Raw genomic sequence first — 17,081 nt, 5'->3', positions numbered from 1 at the left:
ATCGATCACGGCCATGCCGAACGGCGACACACAGCTCGTCGCCTACGGCCTGGACCACGTGCTCTACCACAATATCCGCCTGGCCAACGGCGGCTGGCAAGGATGGGCCCAAGTCCCCGGCTTCGGATCATCGACCTTCACCGGAAGCGGCCCAACCATCGCCGGCTCAAAGACAAGCAACTCTGCACAGATCATCACGGTCGGCGTTGACCACGCGCTCTACCACTGCATCCGCAACCCAGACGGCACCTGGCAAGGATGGGCACCGATCGAGGGCGTCGGTACCGGAACCACCTTCCAGCTCGGATAGTCCGATTCTGACCAGTCGTCCCGCACATGCGGTGGCGATCCTAAGCGGTGGCCGCAGGTGGCTGCCCTCGGGCAGCAATCTCTAGCGATCTGGGTCGGGTTCGCATGTACGGACCCGACCCAGATCAGTGAAAGCCCTGCCAACTCCTCTCAGACGCCTCAACAGCTGGCAATGCTGTCCGGCGACGTCCCTGTTCACGTCCCGATGGGTGAACCAGCAAGGCCGCGTGGTTAAGGATTTTCGGGTGTAGGAGATTCCGGCTGGCCCAGGTACCGGCTCGCCACCCGGGCCGGTCCTAGAGCTACAGGTGTTCAGCTGCGCGAATCGACCGGTCCACTGGTCCATGCCCTCTCGAAGACGCGGGTCAATGGACCTCCGTGTCGACCTCGCGCTCGCGAGAGGTTCCGGACAGTGGGCCGGAATGCCGTCCGGATCAGGCTCAGGCCCGGCACTCACGGGAGGGCCCCCGACTATCAGTCTCAGCAGGGCACGAAGGCTACAAGTTGTTGAGGTCTAGACCAAATGGTCTAGACCTCAACCCACTCAGGGGTCAGCAAAAGGTCAGCATCAGTAGTACTGGACGCTGCTAAAGGCAGCTGAACACGGGACTCGCTTCTGGCGCTCACGGGCCTCCATGGACGTCACCGAACCCAGCTGAGCGCGGCCTCCACCGCCAGCCGCGATCGAGCCTGCCGGCACCCGTACAGCGTGCGGACACAGCCGCCCCACCGAACAACATGCCAGGTCAGCGTGCCCTTCCCCGAGGCTTGAGGGGCACCGACGGCAGCGTCGGCGCGGCCAGGCGGTCACCGTCGTAGCCGTGCACTTCCCCGAACCTCGCCCCTTCCATCCAGTCAGATCGTGCCTGGGCGATCTCCTCACTGGATCGTCCGATGAAGTTCCACCACATGACGAGCTTCTCCTCGAAGGGCTCCCCGCCGAGCAGCAGCAGGGAGCCGTCGGCGAGTGCGCGCAGCGGCAACTCCCGGCGCCCACTGCCCAGGTAGAGCATCGAGCCGGGTTCCAGGCGGACGCCGTCGACCTCGGTCAGGCCGGACATGGTCAGCACGGCGTACTCGAAGTCGGGCTGCAGGGGGAGGCGGGTGGCGGTGCCTTCGGTGAGGGTGAGGTCGGCGCCGACCAGTGGGGTGTGGGTGGTGCCGGGTGAGGTGGCGCCGTCGAGGGTGCCGAGGATCACGGTGCCGTGCAGGCCGGCGGCGGTGATCTCGGGGAGGTCGGCGTGGTGTTCGAAGGTGGGGGCGGTGTGGCGGTGGGCGTCGGGCAGGGCGACCCAGAGCTGTGCGCCGTGCAGGAGGCGCGCGTGCGGGCGCGGGGATTCCTCGGAGTGCGAGATGCCGCGGCCGGAGGTCATCAGGCCCAGTTCGCGCGGGCGGACGGTCTGCAGGCTGCCGAGGCTGTCGCGGTGCAGGACTTCGCCCTGGTGCAGCCAGCTGACGGTCTGCAGGCCGATGTGGGGGTGGGGCGGGACCTGCATGCCGGACTCGTCGGCGATGTCGTCGGGGCCGTAGTGGTCGACGAAGCACCAGGCGCCGACCATCCGGCGGCCGAGGCCGGGCAGTAGTCGGCGCACGACGGTGCTGCCGCCCAGCGCGGTCTCGCGGGGTGCCAGCAGCTCCCGGACGGGGCCGGCCGGGACGTCCTGTCGACCGCCGCGCACCGAGGTCGGCTCGTCGGCGGTCAGATGGTGCCGCCCGGAGCGGATGTCGACGCGGTAGTCCTCGTCGGTGCTGGTGGCGGCCACGGCTGCCGCCCGGACGAACTCCCGGGCGGCGGCCGTCGTCGGGGCGGCGGTCACAGGCCGAACCGGTTCAGCTGGTCCTGCGGCACCAGGTCGACGTAGTCCGGGTGCTTGCCCAGCCAGCCGCGGATGAAGGGGCAGTAGGGCAGTACGGCCAGCCCCCGCTCCCGGGCGGAGTCGAGCGCGATCGCGGCGACCAGGAGCGTGCTGGCCGGCAGCGCCCAACCGAGGTGTCCGTGGATGACGAGCGCGGCTCCGGGAGCGGCGCCCGCGAGCATCGCCAGGACCGCGTAGAGACGCCCGCCCAGCCGGGGGTTGGCGCCGCCGGCCAGCGAGGAGTCCGCGGCGATGCCGGTCAGGGTGAGGGTGAGCACCGTCGTGGTCAGGTCCGGCACGCCCAACTTGCGGACCGTGCCGTTGCGCAGGCCCATGGCCACGGCCAGCAGCGCGATCAACGCCTCCTGCTGCGCCCGTCCGCTCGCGGCGAACGCGATGGCGGTGGGCCGCGCCCTGCAGTGCGGTTTCGGTCAGCAGCGCGGTGCGCAGCCGGCGCTCCCGGCGGCACCGAGGAGTTCCGCGGCGACGGCTTCCGCGGCGGCGTGTTCACCGCGCTCACCGCGGGAGGCACCCAGATCGGGGCCGGACTGCTGCTCGCGGTGGGTCTGCTCACACCGCTGGCCGCTGCCGGCACGATGGGGGTGATGACGGTGGCGCTGACCGTCAAGCGGCCGCACGGGCTGTGGGTGCAGAACGACGGGTTCGAGTACCCGCTGGTGCTGGTCACGATCGGTGCGGTGCTGTCCGCCACCGGACCCGGCCACTGGTCGCTCGACGCATCGCTCGGCCGAACTGGTGGGGGCCACCGGCCGGCCCTGGGTCGGACGGCTGACCTGGGGCTGCCGCGGCGGTCCCACCGGAGCTGATGATGTTGCTGCACCCCGAGGCCTGGCATACTTCGCCCCGCCGCGTACCAGCTCGGCGGGTCACTGCTCGCCACACAAGGGGTGCTGCGGTTCCTCTCCCTGCTCCCACCCCGGTGTCACCTCCCTCTCCCAAGAACCTCGGAGCCCGAGATGCATCCCTTCCTCGACCACCGAGGGCCGCTGGCCTTCGCCCACCGGGGAGGTGTCATCGGCCATCCCGAGAACTCGCTCGCCGCGTTCTCGGCCGCCGTGGCACTCGGCTACCGCTACCTGGAGACGGACGTGCACGTCACCGCCGACGGCGTGCTGGTGGCGTTCCATGACTCCCGCCTCGACCGGGTCACCGACCGGGCCGGAGTCGTCCGCGAACTGCCCTGGCACACGGTCAGCGAGGCCCGGATAGCAGGCACCGAGCCCATCCCGCTCCTGGAGGACCTGCTCGGTGAGTTCCCCCGGGCCCGGTTCAACATCGACGTCAAGGCGGCCGAGGCCGTTCAGCCGCTGGTCGAGGTGATCCGCCGCACCAACGCGTGGGACCGGGTCTGCGTCGGCGGATTCTCCGACACCCGCCTCGCCGCCGTCCGCGCCGCCGCCGGTCCCCGGCTGGCCACCTCGCTCGGCCCGCGCGAGGTGGCACGGCTGCGACTGCGCTCACTGGCCGGGCCGCTGCTCCCGGGCCGCGGGGCGCCGTGGTCCGGGGTGTGCGCGCAGGTTCCGGAGCGGCACCGGGGCGTGCGGGTGGTCGACCGGGCCTTCGTGCGGGCAGCCCACCGCCTCGGCCTGCAGGTTCACGTCTGGACTGTGGACGACGCCACACGGATCAGGGCTCTCCTCGACCTGGGTGTGGATGGCATCATGGCCGATCGCATCGACGTCCTGCGGGACGTCCTCGAGGAGCGCGGCTGCTGGACCGACGGAAGCACGGCGATAGGAACCCCATGAACACCGCGACCCATCTGCCCGGCCACTCCTCGTCCGCCACCGACACCCGCGCCCTGCGCCGGATGCAGTTCGGCTGGTACATGAACGACTGGGCGAATGCTGCTTTTTCGGCCACGGTGCTGACGGTGTTCCTCGGGCCGTACCTCACCACCCTGGCCAAGAACGCCGCCGACGCGGGCGGCGACGTCCACCCGCTGGGCCTGTCGGTGCGTGCGGGGTCGTTCTTCCCGTACACCGTCTCCTTCTCCGTGCTGGTCTCGGTCGCGGTGATGCTGGTGGTCGGCACGGTCGCCGACCGTAACGGGCGGCACAAGGAGCTGATGTGCGGCTTCGCGTATGTCGGCGCGGTCGCCACCATGGGGATGTTCTTCCTCGGCGGAAGCCGCTACCTGCTCGGCGCCGGACTGCTGGTGACAGCCAACATCGCGTACGCGGTGTCGGTCGCGCTCTCCTACGCCTTCCTGCCGGGCCTGGCCACCGCCGACGAGCGCGACTCGGTCTCCTCCAAGGGCTGGGCGTACGGCTACGCGGGCGGCGGACTGCTGCTGATCGCCAACCTGGCGCTGTTCGAGGGCCACGACGCGCTCGGCCTGTCCTCCGGCACCGCGGTGCGGATCTGCCTGGCCTCGGCCGGCCTGTGGTGGGCGCTGTTCACCCTCGTCCCGCTGACGCGGCTGCCCTCCCGCGCCGGTGCGGCCCCTGCCCGCACCGAGTCCGAGCGCACCGAGCCCGCCCTCAGCGCATCCGACCTCAGCGCATCCGGCCCCAGCGAAGCCGGCCGGCCCGTCGCCGGCAGCCTGCGCGAACTCGCCCGCACGCTGCGCGGCATGCGCCGCTACCCGCTCACCCTGCTCTTCCTCGCCGCCTTCCTCTGCTACAACGACGGCATCCAGACCGTGGTCTCCCAGGCCTCCCTCTTCGGCAGCGAGGAACTCGGCATGGGCCAGACCTCGCTGGTCATCGCCGTCCTGCTGGTCCAGATCGTGGCGATCGGCGGCGCGCTGCTCCTGGGCCGCATCGCCCGCCGGTACGGCGCCAAGCGGACCGTCCTCGGCTCCCTGGTCGGCTGGGTGATCACCCTCGCGCTGGGGTACTTCATGCCCGCCCACCAGCCCGTCTGGTTCTTCGCGCTGGCCTGCATGATCGGGCTGGTGCTCGGCGGCAGCCAGGCGCTCTCCCGCTCGCTCTTCTCCCACCTCATCCCGGCCGGCCGTGAGGCCGAGTACTTCAGCGTCTACAAGATCAGCGACCGCGGCACCAGCTGGATGGGACCGCTGGTCTTCGGCCTCGCGTACCAGATCACCGGCAGCTACCGCTCGGCGATCATCTCGTTGCTGGTGTTCTTCGTCATCGGCTTCGCCGTGCTGGCGAAGGTTCCCGTCCGCCGCGCCATCGAGGCCGTCGGCAACCCGGTCCCCGAGCGCCTCTGACCGAAACCCCGAAACCCCGAAACCCCTCCGAACACCACCGGATACCGGGTCGCTCACCGGGGCAGCGGGCGGAACTGGGGGCCGTAGGTACCGGTGGCGCCGGGCAGCGGGATGTCCATGAGTGCGAGGGCCGGCTTCTCCAGGGCGCGCATCGCGCCCACCGCCGCATCGAGCGCGCCCGGATCCCCGCCCGCCCAGGCGCCCTGGAGACCGTCGAGCACGCTGGTGAACGTCTCGTCGAACTCCCCGAGCAGTTGCGCGACCTCGGTGGATGGGGAGGGCCAGCCGCCGGCCGGGACGACACCCATCGGGCGCGCGTCCGGGAACGGGACGACGGCACCGCTGAACTCCCAGGCCCCGTCCGCCTTCCGCAGCCGCCGCTCGTGGTAGATCTCGCCGAACGCGTAGTAGTGGGCCGGCGCATCGTTGCTGAACGGCGCCTCGGGCGAGGCCGAAGTCCCCTCGCCCTGCTCCTTGATGGTCTCGATCGACCGCTCGACGTCGGCGAGACAGGTGACGGGGGACAGGGTGTCCGCCCCGATCCGCCGTGCCAGCTGGCGTCCCGTCGAGAGGGCGGGACGGACGTCGTGGAACGCGGACAGCAGCGCGGCGTAGAAGGCACCGATGGTCGCCGGCCCGGTGGCGGCCTGCCGCGCGAGCGGGTCCTCCGGCGTCTCGATGCCCATCAGGACCTCGCGCACGTACTCCTTGGTGAGTCCGCAGAGGTAGACGGTCAGTTCGCCGCGCACGCCACCGGGCAGCGGGCCCGGATAGGGCGGCACCGCGTCGGCGATCCGTGGCGTCCCGCCCACCGCCACCAGCAGGTTGCAGGCCAGGCCCATGTGGTACATCTCGTCGCCGATGATGCCCTCGATCAGCCGTGCCGGTTCGCTCGAACGGTCCTTGACGGACCACCAGGCACAGAGATACGGGGGGATCGTCGCCAGTTCGAGCTCCACCGCGATCTGCAGCGCGCGCCGGATCCAGCCGTCGTCGCGACGGCCGGACGGAACCTCCAGCAGCCGGGCGACGGCCCCGCGGCTGCCGATGCCCCGGGCCGGTGTCGGGGTGGCCAGGAGGACCGGGCCCGCCGTGGCCAGCGCGGCCGATCTGAGGAACCCTCGACGGTCCAGCGGCGGCAGGTGTCGACTGTCGGTGCTCTCGGCCGGCTCGACCACGTCTGATTCCGTTCGCCAGCGGCGGGCTCCGTCCTGATGACGCACCCTGTCCCGATATGCCATGTCCGGATATGCCGCATATGTCGCAGCGACTGGCGAAGCTATCAGGGGACCGGGTGCTGCGACGGTGGCGTCACCGGGTGCCACGTGTGCGCCACTCGGGCGGGTCAACCACGGGGAACGGGCCGGCCGCCGGGTCCGGTACCCACCGCTGCGCCGGGACCACGCCTGGTGAGGCGATCTAGCATGAGAGGAAGGCTTCATCTCCAGACCCGCGCCGCAGCGGTAGGGAGGCCGGCATGACGTTCGACGCGACGGGATTCGGGCAGGCGGACAGCCGCTACATACCGATCTCCGAACACGGCCTGATCGGCGATCTTCGGACGACCGCCCTGGTCGGCACGAACGGCACCATCGACTGGTACTGCTGCCCGCGCTTCGATGCGCCCAGCGTCTTCGGGTCCATCCTCGACGCCGACCGGGGCGGGTCGTTCGAACTGGCCGCCGACGTCCCGACCCGCACCCGGCAGTTCTACTTCCCTGACACGAACGTGCTGATCACACGGTTCTTCGCCGCGGACGGGGTGGCGGAGATCCAGGACTTCATGCCTGTGGTCGACGAGTCGCGCGAGGCGGCCCGGCACCGGCTGATCCGGCGGGTGGTCTGCGTCCGTGGAGTCCTCCCGTTCCGGGCGCGCATCGCCCCGCGCTTCGGCTACGGCGCCGAAGCGCACACCACGCACCTCGAAGGCCACGCAGCGGTGTTCCGCGCCCCGTCACTGACGCTCGCGCTGACCGCCACCGCACCCCTGGAGAGCGACGGGCTGGACGTGTGGTCGCACTTCAAGCTCCTCGAAGGCGAGTCCAACGTGTTCGCCCTCGACCAGATCGACGACGACCTCCCGGCCCGGTCGTGTCCGCGGGCCGAGGCCGAGGAGCAGGCCGAGGCGACCGTCCGCTTCTGGCGCCATTGGCTGGCCGGTTCGCAGTACCGAGGGCGGTGGCGGGAGATGGTGAACCGCTCCGCACTGGTGCTGAAGCTGCTCACCTACGCGCCGACCGGTGCGATCGTCGCCGCACCGACCACCAGCCTGCCCGAGCAGATCGGCGGCGAGCGGAACTGGGACTACCGGTACGTCTGGGTCCGCGACGCCGCCTTCTGCATCTACGCCATGCTGCGCCTGGGGTTCACCTCGGAGGCCGAGGCGTTCATGGGGTTCCTCTGCGAGCGCGGCATCATGAGCGGCGCCGGTGCGAGCGGCCCGCTGCAGATCATGTACGGCATCGACGGGCGCAGCGAGTTGCCCGAGTACGAGCTGCCGCACCTGGAGGGCTACCTCGGCTCCGGGCCGGTCCGGGTCGGCAACGCCGCCACTCACCAGCTCCAGCTGGACATCTACGGAGCTCTGATCGACTCCATCTACCTGTACGACAAGTGGGGGCAGCCGATCAGCAGCGCCCGCTGGGACGAGGTCGGCACGATGGCGGACTGGCTCTGCGAGCACTGGGACCAGCCCGACGAGGGAATCTGGGAGACCCGAGCGGGCCGCAGGGACTTCGTGTACTCGCGGCTGATGTGCTGGGTGGCACTGGAGCGGGCCATCCGGATGGCGAACCGCCGTGGGCTGCCGGCCGACCTGCCCCGCTGGCGGCAGTGCCGGGACGCGATCTACCGGCAGATCATGCGGCGCGGCTGGTCGGCCCGGCGCGGCGCGTTCGTCCAGGCCCTGGACGAGGACGGGCTGGACGCCTCGCTGCTGATGATGCCGATGGCCAAGTTCGTCTCGCCCACCGACCCCAAGTGGCTCTCCACCCTGGACGCGCTCACCGCGGACCTGGTCTCCGACTCATTGGTCTACCGCTACGACCCGACCGCCAGCCCGGACGGCCTGCACGGCCTTGAGGGCACCTTCTCGATCTGCTCCTTCTGGTACGTGGAGGCACTGGCCCGGGCGGGCCGGCTGGAGGAGGCCCGGCTCGCCTTCGAGAAGATGCTCACCTACGCCAACCACCTGGGTCTGTTCGCCGAGGAGATCGGCCCGACCGGCGAACAGCTCGGCAACTTCCCGCAGGCCTTCACCCACCTGTCACTGATCAGCGCCGCTTTCAACCTCGACCGCGCGCTGGGCTGACCCGGCATCGCCGCCCGGAACGTCCGGTCGGGCGACGACCCGCTCCCGCGCGGGCCGCAGCACCACCACGGCCACCGCGATCGCCGCGGTCAGAAGCCCCGCGCCGACGCCGAACGCGAGGTGGTAGCCGGCCAGCAGGGCCTGGGTGGGTGTGCTGCCATGTCGCACCGCGGATCCGCTGTGCCCCGCGGCGAGCGTGGTGAGCACGGCCGCGCCGCCCGCGGAGCCGAGCTGGGCCGTGGTGTTGTACAGCCCGGAGGAGAGGCCCGCGTCCTCCTCCCGCGCGCCGGACATCGCCAGTCCCGCTGCCGCGGGCATCGCCAGGCCGCCCCCGGAGATCAGCAGCATCGTCGGCAGCAGGTCGGTCGCGTAGTCGGCATGGGCCGGCAGCCGCAGCAGGAGCAGCAGCGCGGCGAGCAGCATCGCCAGGCCGGCGATCAGGACGCTCCGCTGGCCGAAGCGGTCGATCAGGCGGGCCGAGAGCAGCAGCGCCGCACCGCCGATCGTCGCCGCCGCGGGCAGCATGGCCAGGCCGGTCGCCGCCGCGCTGTAGCCGAGGACGTGCTGCATGGCCAGCGAGACGACGATCTGGAAGGCGAACATCGCCGAGATCATCAGGATCTGGACCAGGTTTCCGCCGAGCAGGTTGCGTGAGCGCAGGATCCGCAGCGGCATCAGTGGGGCGGCCGCGGTGGCCTGGCGCAGCACGAACCCGGCGAGGAGCAGCAGCGCGAGCGCGCCGAGGCCGAGCGTGTGCACGGAGGTCCAGCCGTACCGGGCGGTGCCGACCACCGTGGAGATGCCCAGCATCAGGCCGCCGATGACCAGGGCCGCGCCGAGGGTGTCGGCCCCGGCGGACAGGCCTCGCCCGCGGTCGGCCGGGACGGTGCGGGCCGCGAGGGCGAGCGTGGCCACCCCGATCGGCAGGTTGATGTAGAAGATCCAGTGCCAGCTGAGCGCCTCGGTCAGGATGCCGCCCAGCACCTGTCCGATCGACGCGCCGGCCGCGCCGGTGAAGGAGAAGACGCCGAGGGCCTTGCCGCGCTCGGCGGGCTCGGTGAAGAGGGTCACCAGGATGCCCAGGCTCACCGCGGACGACGCGGCGCTGCCGACGCCCTGCAGGAAGCGGGCTGCGACGAGCACCCCGGGCGAGGTCGCCGCCCCGGCGAGCGCGGAGGCCGCGACGAACAGCGCGGTTCCGATCAGGAAGAGCCGCTTGCGTCCGAGGAGGTCGCCGAGCCGCCCGGCGAGCAGCAGCAGCCCGCCGAAGGCCAGCAGGTAGGCGTTCATCACCCAGCTCAGTCCGGCCGGGGAGAAGCCCAGGTCGGCCTGGATGGCGGGCATGGCGACGGTGACGATGCTGCCGTCGAGGATGTTCATGAGGGCACCGGCGGCGAGCGCGGCGAGCGCGAGCCGGTGCGGCGAACGGGGGTGGGACATGGCAGGTCTCCTGCTCTTCTCCATGGCGATGGCGGATGCGAACGATGGCGACGGTGGGGGCGAACGATGGCGATGGGGGAGGCGAACGAGCGAGCAGGAAGGACGCTAGCAGATAGTTTTGTAGTAGACGATCCGCAAGGAGATAATCTTCTGGTGGACGTCCGTGCGGTAGGGTGGCTGCATGACCTCTCTGGCGCCGACGAACGCCGGTGGCCTCGCCGAGCGCGCGGTGCCGGACCTCTCCTTCCTGCTCGACCACACCAGTCGCGTGCTGCGCACCCGGATGGCAGCCGCGCTGGCGGAGATCGGTGTGACCGCGCGGATGCACTGCGTGCTGGTCAAGGCGCTGGAGGAGGAGCGCACCCAGGCGCAGATCGCCGAGCTCGGCGACATGGACAAGACCACGATGGTGGCGACGGTGGACGCCCTGGAGGAGGCCGGGCTCGCCGAACGCCGCCCCTCGCCGGCCGACCGGCGCGCGCGGATCATCGTGGTGACGGACAAGGGCGCGGAAACGGCCGTACGCAGCCAGGCCATCGTCGACCGGGTCCACGCCGAGGCGATCGACGCCGTGCCGACGCAGGCGCGTGCGGTGCTGATCGAGGCGCTGACCTCACTGGTTCAAGACCACCTGGCAACCCCGGTGGAAACCACCACCGGCATCCGTCGCCCCCGCCAGCAGTAGGCCCGGCCGGGTCGGCTCCCAGTCGCCTCACCGCCTCACCGCCTCACCGCCTCACCGCTTTCCTGCGGTCCGCTTTCTCACCGTCCGTGCCCCGGGCCGGGGCCGATGGCGATCTTGCCCCGCGTCCCGCCTTGGCCCTAGCCTCTGTCGGGCGGTACATGACAAAGGCGGTGGGGCGGGTGGGGCCGGGGACGGCAGGTGACGGATGGATCGACCCGGGGGCGGTGACGGCGATCGGCAGGGCGACTGAGCATCTGCTCGACCTGCAGTCGCCCGAGGGGTGGTGGAAGGGCGAACAGAGCACGAACATCACCATGGATGCCCAGGACCTCCTGCTGCGCGAGTTCCTGGGCATCCGCACCGAGCAGGAGACCGCCGAATCGGCCAGGTGGATACGCTCGCAGCAACTGGCGGACGGCAGCTGGGCCGTGTTCGACGGCGGTTCGGGCGAGTTGTCCACCACCGTGGAGGGCTACCTCGCGCTCCGGCTCGCCGGGGACGGCGCCGACGAACCGCATCTGCTCCGCGCGGCCGACTGGGCACGCCGGCACGGCGGCCTGAAAGGAAGCCGGGTGTTCACCCGGATCTGGCTGGCCATGTTCGGTCTGTGGCCATGGCACGAGTTACCGGTGCTGCCGCCCGAAATCGTGCTGCTGCCGCTCGGCGTGCCGCTGAACATCTACGACTGGGCGTGCTGGGCCCGGCAGAGCATCGTCCCGTTGAGCGTGGTCAGCCACCTCCGCCCGGTCCGCCCGCTGCCGTTCGACGTGGACGAGCTGCGCTCCCCGCAGGCGGGCCCCGCCACGCCGGAGCCCCGCAAGCCTCGCGTGGCCCTGCGCCTCCTCGATCGGGCCCTGCGCCTGTGGAACGGTGCGGCGGTGCGGCGCGGTGGGTGGCTGCGCAGGCGTGCGCTGCACCGCGCCGCCACGTGGATCCTGGAGCGGCAGGAGGCCGACGGGAGTTGGGGTGGCCTTCAGCCTCCATGGGTCTACTCGATCATCGCGCTGCACCTGCTCGGCCACCCCTTGGACCATCCGGTCATCCGCCGGGCGCTGGACGGCTTCGAGGGCTTCCTGATCCGTGAGGAGACACCCGATGGCACGGTGCGGCGCCTGGAAGGGTGTCAGGGGCCGGTCTGGGACACCGCGCTGGCCGTGGTCGCACTGACGGACGCCGGGCTGCCCGTGGATCATCCGGCCCTCGCCTCGGCCGCCCGCTGGCTGCTCGGGCAGGAGTTGCGTGCGGCGGGGGACTGGTCGGTGAGACGTCCGCGGCTGGCACCGGGTGGCTGGGCCTTCGGGTTCAGCAACGCCCACTATCCCGACCTCGATGACACGGCCGAGGTGGTCCTCGCGCTGGAGCGGTGGCGCGGCTCCACCGGCGCGCTGCCCACCGCGGTCGGCGAGGCCGTCGACCGGGGGATCGCCTGGGCGGTCGGCATGCGCTCGAAGGACGGCGGGTGGGGCGCGTTCGACGCCGACAACACCCGCGCACTCGTGGAGAAGCTGCCGTTCTGCGACTTCGGCAGACTCATCGACCCGCCCTCGGCCGATGTGACCGCCCACGTCGTGGAGATGCTCGCCGCCCACGGCCTCGCCCGGGCCGCCACCACCCGGCGGGCCGTGCGCTGGCTCCTGGCGCAGCAGGAGCCGGGCGGTTCGTGGTTCGGCCGCTGGGGCGTCAACCACCTCTACGGCACCGGCGCGGTGCTGCCCGCCCTGGCAGCCGTCGGCATCCCGCCGACGCATCCGGCCGTCCGGCGTGCCGTGCGCTGGCTGGCGGCGCACCAGAACGCCGACGGCGGCTGGGGCGAGGACCCGCGATCCTACGTCGACCCCCACTGGATCGGGCGCGGACCCTCCACCCCCTCCCAGACCGCCTGGGCGCTGCTCGCCCTGCTGGCCGCCGGTGACACCTCGGCCGCCGTCGACCGCGGTGTCGCGTGGCTCGTGGCGACCCAGCGCGCCGACGGCGGTTGGGACGAACCGCAGTTCACCGGCACCGGCTTCCCCGGCGACTTCTACATCCGCTACCACCTCTACCGCGACGTCTTCCCCCTCACCGCCCTCGCCCGCCACCTCGCCCGCGCGCAGAACGGACCCACCTCATGAGCACTCCGCGGATCGCCGTCATCGGTGCGGGAATCGCCGGCCTCCACGCGGCGACGACCCTGAAGGAGCGCGGGTTCGACGTGACCGTCCTGGAGAAGGCCCAGCAGGCCGGTGGCCGGATCACGACCATTTCCCTCGATGGTGTCCCGATCGACGTCGGGGCCGAGTACGTCACCAACGCCCACACCCACACCACCACACTGCTCCGCCGCCTCGGACTCGAGCACCAACTGAGCCCGGTCCCACTCGACATCGCCCTGTACGACCACAGCTCGCCGCACCGCGTCCCGCTGCCGATGTGGTTCGCCGGCCGACACCTGAGCCTGCCCGCCAAACTGGGCCTGGCCCGCGCCTACCTGACGGTGCTGCGACACCGACGAGACCTCTCGTTCGCCGACATGCACCGCGCCCACCCCATGGACTCCGGCACTGTCGCCGAGATGTTCCCGAGCTGGGCGGCCGGCACCGTGGACCATCTGCTGCACCCGATGATGCGCACCTTCCTGCTCTCCTCGCCTCACCACACCTCCCGCGCCGCGATGCTCTGCTACCTGAAACTGCTGCTGGGTCTGCGCTCGGTGCGGGTGCTCACCGGCGGCCTCCAGCAGCTGCCGCGACGCCTCGCCGAACAGCTGCCCGTCCAACTCGGCCACGAGGTCCGGGAGGTGACCGAGGACGAGGACGGCAGGTACCGGCTGCGCGTGGCCCACGCCCAGGGGCGCTACGAGCTGGTGGCGGACGCCGTCCTGTGCGCCACCACCGCCACGGTCGCCGCGAGGATCCTCGCCCCGCTCGACGCCACCCTCCGCGACTTCCTCGCCACCGTCCCCTACGCCTCCGCCGTGGTGCTCAACTGCGCCCTGGACCGCACCATCACCTCACCCGCCCGCTGGGTCATGAACACCTCGCCCGCCGACCCGGACCTGGCGATCATGCGCATCATCCCCGGCACCACCGAGCACGCGGGCGACGTCCTCACCCTGTGGAGCCCGGGCGGCAGGGCGGGCGCCGAACTCTGCGCGCTGGACGACGAACAGGCCTTCCAGCGTCTCGCCGCGCAGGCACGAGAGGCCGGCCCCGCCTTCGATCTCCGCCAAGGGGTCCACTCCCGGCACCTCCACCGCTGGCCGGAAGCACTGCCGCAGTTCCCGGTCGGACACCTGCGCCGTGTCCACGACCTGACTCGCACCGCCACGGGCCCGCTCGCGCTCGCGGGTGACTACCTGGCCGGCCAGAACGTTGAGGCCGCCATCACCAGCGGCATCCGGGCCGCGAACCAGCTGACCCGCGCCCTGCGCCCCCATGGCAACACGGCCTGACAGCGGTGGCCTTCACCAACTGCCCACACGATGCCTTGTCATCTCTCTGTACGGACGGCTTACCCGGAGGTAACTTACTCGGCAGTCAAGAACGTGACCCGCCTCACACATTCGGGGAGCCATGTCCAGAAGATCCGTCCAGAGCCTGGCCGTTGCCGCCGTCGCGGCCATGGCGTTGGCCGCTGCCCCTTGCGCCTCGGCCGCGACGAGCAGTAGCGCCACCAGCGATGCCTTCTACACCTACAGCGGCAGCGCGCCGCTGTCCTCCTTCGCACCGGGCACCGTGCTCAGGACGCGGACGCTGCAGTACCACATCGAGGGCATCCCCACGCCGGTCACGGCGATCCAGTTGCTCTACCGCACCACCGACGCCCAGGGGCGACCGTCGGCGAACGTGACCTCGGTGGTGCGCAGCATCACGGGCAACAGCACCAAGGCCGTGTCGTACCAGTCGTTCTACGACTCGCTGAACCCGCAGGACGGACCGTCCCGGGCGATCGCCGGGAACGTGACCCTGGGCGGCACGATCGCCAACTTCGAATCCGTGGCCCTCTCGGCGCTGTTGCTGCAGGGTGACAACCTCGTCATCCCGGACACCGAGGGCCAGTCCGCGGACTTCGCGGCCGGACCGGAGTACGGCTACAACACCCTGGACTCGATCCGGGCCGCGACCAACTCCCCGTTGACCGGCCTGAACAGCGCGACCGAGTTCGGCCTGATGGGCTACTCCGGCGGCTCCATCGCCACCGACTGGGCGGCGGCACTCGCCCCGGGCTACGCGCCCGACGTCAACAAGAACCTCGTCGGCTTCGCCGAGGGCGGGGTGCTCGTCGACCCGGCGCACAACCTGAAGTACGTCAACGGCTCGGTGGTCTGGTCCGGCGTCATCCCCATGTCGATCATCGGGGTCTCCCGCTCGTTCGGGATCGATCTGACGCCGTACCTGAACAGCTACGGCCTCCAGGTCTACAACCGGCTGCAGAACGGCTCGCTCCTCGACGCGCTCGGCCACTACCCCGGCCTGACCTGGCAGCAGATCGCGAAGCCGCAGTACGCCGACCCGGACTCGGTGCCCGCGTTCGTCGAGGCGGTGAACAGGATCAACCTGGGGTCGGCCCCCACCCCGACCGTCCCCGGCTACATCGCCCAGGGTGACGGGGGCGTGCTGGAGGGGACCTTCGGCAACCCGCCCGGCATCGGGACCGGCGACGGCGTCATGGTCGCCGGCGACGTGCGGGCCCTGGCCGACCAGTACTGCGCCACCGGCAACAACGCGATCACCTACGACCAGTACAGCCTGCTCAGCCACCTCGGAACCGCGGCGGCATGGGCACCCAAGGCGGCGTCCTGGCTCAACGACCGGTTCGCGGGCAAGCCGGCCCCGTCCGACTGCGGACACATCGCGGCGGGCAACTCGCTGGCGCCGGAGCGGACCGTTCCCACGTCCTGACCGCCGCCCCGACCGGCTCCCGGGCTCACGGCCCGGGAGCGAGCGCCGCCTCCGTGCCCCGGACGGCGACGATCCGCGCGGTGCCGTCGGACAGCCGGTAGCACAGGCCCACCACGGCCGTGCGCCCAGCGGCCACCTGTTCGGCGAGCACCCGGGAGCGGTCCAGCATCAGGTCCACGGTATGCCGTATGTGCGCCTCGATGAGCTCCTCGGGCTGCTCCAACCCGGCCGCGCGTGCGGCCAGCACGCTCGGCGTGACCCGCTCCACGATGTCGCGCACGTACCCCGCCGGGGGCAGCCCGCTCTCCAGCGCGGCACTGGCCGCTCCCACGGCACCGCAGGAGTCGTGGCCCAGGACCACGACCAGCCGGCAGTCCAGGACGCTCACGCCGTACTCGATGCTGCCCAGCACTTCGGCCCCGATGACATGGCCGGCGGTCCGCACGACGAACAGGTCGCCCAGGCCGCGGTCGAAGATGATCTCGGCGGCCAGGCGGGAGTCGGAGCACCCGAAGAGGACCGCGAACGGGTTCTGCACGGGGGCGAGCGCGGCACGGCGCGCGGCGTCCTGGTTCGGATGCTCCGGCGTGCCTGCCACGAATCGCTGATTGCCGCTGAGCAGCAGGTCGAGCGCATCACCGGGGGTGGGTGGAGCGGTGCTGGACATGATCAGAGTCTAGTGCCGCGTCAGGCAACCTTCGCCCCGTCGACATTCGCCACGGACGGTGCCCAGGAGCGCATGCGGTCAGGCCGCTGCCGTCCGCCAGGCCAACTGCCGTACCACCGCGGCCAGCGAGCCGTGCCGGGCGCGCACGGCACGCTGGTGGTCGGCGCCGCTGCCGCCGCCTGCAGCGCCGGCAACCAGGGACGCAGCCGCGCACTGAGCCGCAGCGCCTCCGCCCGGCTGAGGTCGCCGAGGTGGACGTGGCAGCCGCAGATCTCGGCGCCCAGGCTGTCGGCGAGTGCGCCGATGTGCTCGGCGACCCGGCGGTAGCGGTGCTCCCCGGTGACCGTCAGCGGATGGCGGCTCGGCAGCACGGCGGTTCCCGAGGCGATCAGCAGGCAGTCGCTCCGCCGGGCCGCGGCGGCCATCGCACGCCGGATCGCGACCAGCTCCCGGTGCAGCTCCTCGGCGGTGGCGACCGGCGAGGTGCCCGCCTCGATCTGGGAGGCGAGGAACTCGGGCTGGGCCCGCTCGCCCAGCGCCTGCCGCGCGGTGCCGAGGACCGCCGGGGCCCGCGGCACGGTGCGGCCGGTCACCGGATCGGTCAGCAGGTACTCCTCCTCCACACCGAACCGCAGCCGCCGCATCACCTCACCGCCTGCCACGGTCGGCGCCGCACGCCCGCGTGACGTGTGCTCGTCCTGTCGTCGACCGGGTTCGGGTGGGCCATGCCACACC

The 17,081-nt window shown here is 71.5% G+C and carries 15 protein-coding genes; 9 read left to right on the top strand and 6 right to left on the bottom strand.

Going from position 1 to position 17,081, the window contains the following annotated elements:
- Positions 1-310 (top strand): hypothetical protein (locus tag ACFZB9_RS08690; protein ID WP_391444952.1); only part of this gene is annotated, 310 nt, incomplete at its 5' end.
- A 745-nt stretch (positions 311-1,055) separates the two neighbouring features.
- Here ACFZB9_RS08690 and ACFZB9_RS08685 read toward each other — a convergent pair.
- Together ACFZB9_RS08685 and ACFZB9_RS08680 are read right to left on the bottom strand one after the other, a co-directional pair.
- Positions 1,056-2,012 (bottom strand): pirin family protein, encoded by a 957-nt coding sequence (locus tag ACFZB9_RS08685; RefSeq protein ID WP_391445195.1) that lies wholly within the window; start codon positions 2,010-2,012, stop codon positions 1,056-1,058.
- A 110-nt stretch (positions 2,013-2,122) separates the two neighbouring features.
- The gene (locus ACFZB9_RS08680; protein ID WP_391444950.1) at positions 2,123-2,524 is read right to left on the bottom strand and encodes a DUF1275 family protein; all 402 of its coding nucleotides are present in this window, start codon (positions 2,522-2,524) and stop codon (positions 2,123-2,125) included.
- A gap of 60 nt (positions 2,525-2,584) precedes the next feature.
- Here ACFZB9_RS08680 and ACFZB9_RS08675 point away from each other — a divergent pair, with 60 nt between their 5' ends.
- The 3 genes from ACFZB9_RS08675 to ACFZB9_RS08665 all read left to right on the top strand — a co-directional run bounded on the left by ACFZB9_RS08675 (position 2,585) and on the right by ACFZB9_RS08665 (position 5,364).
- Positions 2,585-2,992: a DoxX family protein gene (locus ACFZB9_RS08675; RefSeq protein ID WP_391444948.1), complete on the top strand. Its 408-nt coding sequence runs from the start codon at positions 2,585-2,587 to the stop codon at positions 2,990-2,992.
- A 150-nt stretch (positions 2,993-3,142) separates the two neighbouring features.
- Entirely contained in the window at positions 3,143-3,934 is a 792-nt protein-coding gene (locus ACFZB9_RS08670; protein WP_391444947.1) for a glycerophosphodiester phosphodiesterase, read from the top strand.
- Positions 3,931-5,364 (top strand): MFS transporter, encoded by a 1,434-nt coding sequence (locus ACFZB9_RS08665; RefSeq protein WP_391444945.1) that lies wholly within the window; start codon positions 3,931-3,933, stop codon positions 5,362-5,364. The genes ACFZB9_RS08670 and ACFZB9_RS08665 overlap by 4 nt, the downstream gene beginning before the upstream one ends.
- Before the next feature lie 53 nt (positions 5,365-5,417).
- Here ACFZB9_RS08665 and ACFZB9_RS08660 read toward each other — a convergent pair whose 3' ends face one another.
- Complete coding sequence (locus ACFZB9_RS08660; protein WP_391444943.1) at positions 5,418-6,542, bottom strand: ferritin-like protein; 1,125 nt, start codon at positions 6,540-6,542, stop codon at positions 5,418-5,420.
- 299 nt (positions 6,543-6,841) lie between these two features.
- Between ACFZB9_RS08660 and ACFZB9_RS08655 the strand changes: the two genes are divergently transcribed.
- Complete coding sequence (locus ACFZB9_RS08655) at positions 6,842-8,674, top strand: glycoside hydrolase family 15 protein (RefSeq protein WP_391444941.1); 1,833 nt, start codon at positions 6,842-6,844, stop codon at positions 8,672-8,674.
- On the opposite strand, the gene ACFZB9_RS08650 is transcribed toward ACFZB9_RS08655, so the two are convergent.
- Complete coding sequence (locus ACFZB9_RS08650; RefSeq protein WP_391444939.1) at positions 8,630-10,114, bottom strand: MFS transporter; 1,485 nt, start codon at positions 10,112-10,114, stop codon at positions 8,630-8,632. The genes ACFZB9_RS08655 and ACFZB9_RS08650 overlap by 45 nt on opposite strands.
- Positions 10,115-10,295: 181 nt before the next feature.
- Between ACFZB9_RS08650 and ACFZB9_RS08645 the strand changes: the two genes are divergently transcribed.
- From ACFZB9_RS08645 to ACFZB9_RS08630, 4 genes are all read left to right on the top strand, one after another.
- Positions 10,296-10,799: a MarR family winged helix-turn-helix transcriptional regulator gene (locus ACFZB9_RS08645; protein ID WP_391444938.1), complete on the top strand. Its 504-nt coding sequence runs from the start codon at positions 10,296-10,298 to the stop codon at positions 10,797-10,799.
- A gap of 158 nt (positions 10,800-10,957) precedes the next feature.
- Entirely contained in the window at positions 10,958-12,910 is a 1,953-nt protein-coding gene (shc, locus tag ACFZB9_RS08640) for a squalene--hopene cyclase (RefSeq protein ID WP_391444936.1), read from the top strand.
- Positions 12,907-14,229, top strand: coding sequence for a protoporphyrinogen/coproporphyrinogen oxidase (locus ACFZB9_RS08635; protein WP_391444935.1), 1,323 nt, complete (start codon positions 12,907-12,909; stop codon positions 14,227-14,229). The genes shc and ACFZB9_RS08635 overlap by 4 nt, the downstream gene beginning before the upstream one ends.
- Positions 14,230-14,350: 121 nt before the next feature.
- On the top strand, positions 14,351-15,679 hold the full coding sequence (locus tag ACFZB9_RS08630; RefSeq protein WP_391444933.1) for a lipase family protein: 1,329 nt from the start codon (positions 14,351-14,353) through the stop codon (positions 15,677-15,679).
- Between the two features lie 25 nt (positions 15,680-15,704).
- Here ACFZB9_RS08630 and ACFZB9_RS08625 read toward each other — a convergent pair whose 3' ends face one another.
- Together ACFZB9_RS08625 and ACFZB9_RS08620 are read right to left on the bottom strand one after the other, a co-directional pair.
- On the bottom strand, positions 15,705-16,346 hold the full coding sequence (locus tag ACFZB9_RS08625) for a carbonic anhydrase (RefSeq protein WP_391444931.1): 642 nt from the start codon (positions 16,344-16,346) through the stop codon (positions 15,705-15,707).
- Between the two features lie 20 nt (positions 16,347-16,366).
- Positions 16,367-17,008 carry a glutamate-cysteine ligase family protein gene (locus tag ACFZB9_RS08620; protein WP_391444929.1) on the bottom strand — a complete coding sequence of 214 codons (642 nt, stop codon included), beginning with the start codon at positions 17,006-17,008 and terminating at the stop codon, positions 16,367-16,369.
- Between the last annotated feature and the right edge of the window lie 73 nt (positions 17,009-17,081).

It is taken from the genome of Kitasatospora sp. NPDC008050 (genome assembly GCF_042957465.1).
In the GTDB taxonomy this organism is placed as follows: domain Bacteria; phylum Actinomycetota; class Actinomycetes; order Streptomycetales; family Streptomycetaceae; genus Kitasatospora.
Note: the sequence above shows the minus strand (reverse complement) of the source record. Positions and strands in the feature narration are given on the sequence as shown.

Bases quoted from the DNA above. Each gene is read 5' to 3' on its own strand.
- ACFZB9_RS08670 (WP_391444947.1), top strand. From the start codon at position 3,143: ATGCATCCCTTCCTCGACCACCGAGGGCCGCTGGCCTTCGCCCACCGG.
- ACFZB9_RS08665 (WP_391444945.1), top strand. From the start codon at position 3,931: ATGAACACCGCGACCCATCTGCCCGGCCACTCCTCGTCCGCCACCGAC.
- ACFZB9_RS08655 (WP_391444941.1), top strand. From the start codon at position 6,842: ATGACGTTCGACGCGACGGGATTCGGGCAGGCGGACAGCCGCTACATA.
- ACFZB9_RS08650 (WP_391444939.1), bottom strand. From the start codon at position 10,114: ATGTCCCACCCCCGTTCGCCGCACCGGCTCGCGCTCGCCGCGCTCGCC.
- ACFZB9_RS08645 (WP_391444938.1), top strand. From the start codon at position 10,296: ATGACCTCTCTGGCGCCGACGAACGCCGGTGGCCTCGCCGAGCGCGCG.
- shc (WP_391444936.1), top strand. From the start codon at position 10,958: ATGACAAAGGCGGTGGGGCGGGTGGGGCCGGGGACGGCAGGTGACGGA.
- ACFZB9_RS08635 (WP_391444935.1), top strand. From the start codon at position 12,907: ATGAGCACTCCGCGGATCGCCGTCATCGGTGCGGGAATCGCCGGCCTC.
- ACFZB9_RS08630 (WP_391444933.1), top strand. From the start codon at position 14,351: ATGTCCAGAAGATCCGTCCAGAGCCTGGCCGTTGCCGCCGTCGCGGCC.
- ACFZB9_RS08625 (WP_391444931.1), bottom strand. From the start codon at position 16,346: ATGTCCAGCACCGCTCCACCCACCCCCGGTGATGCGCTCGACCTGCTG.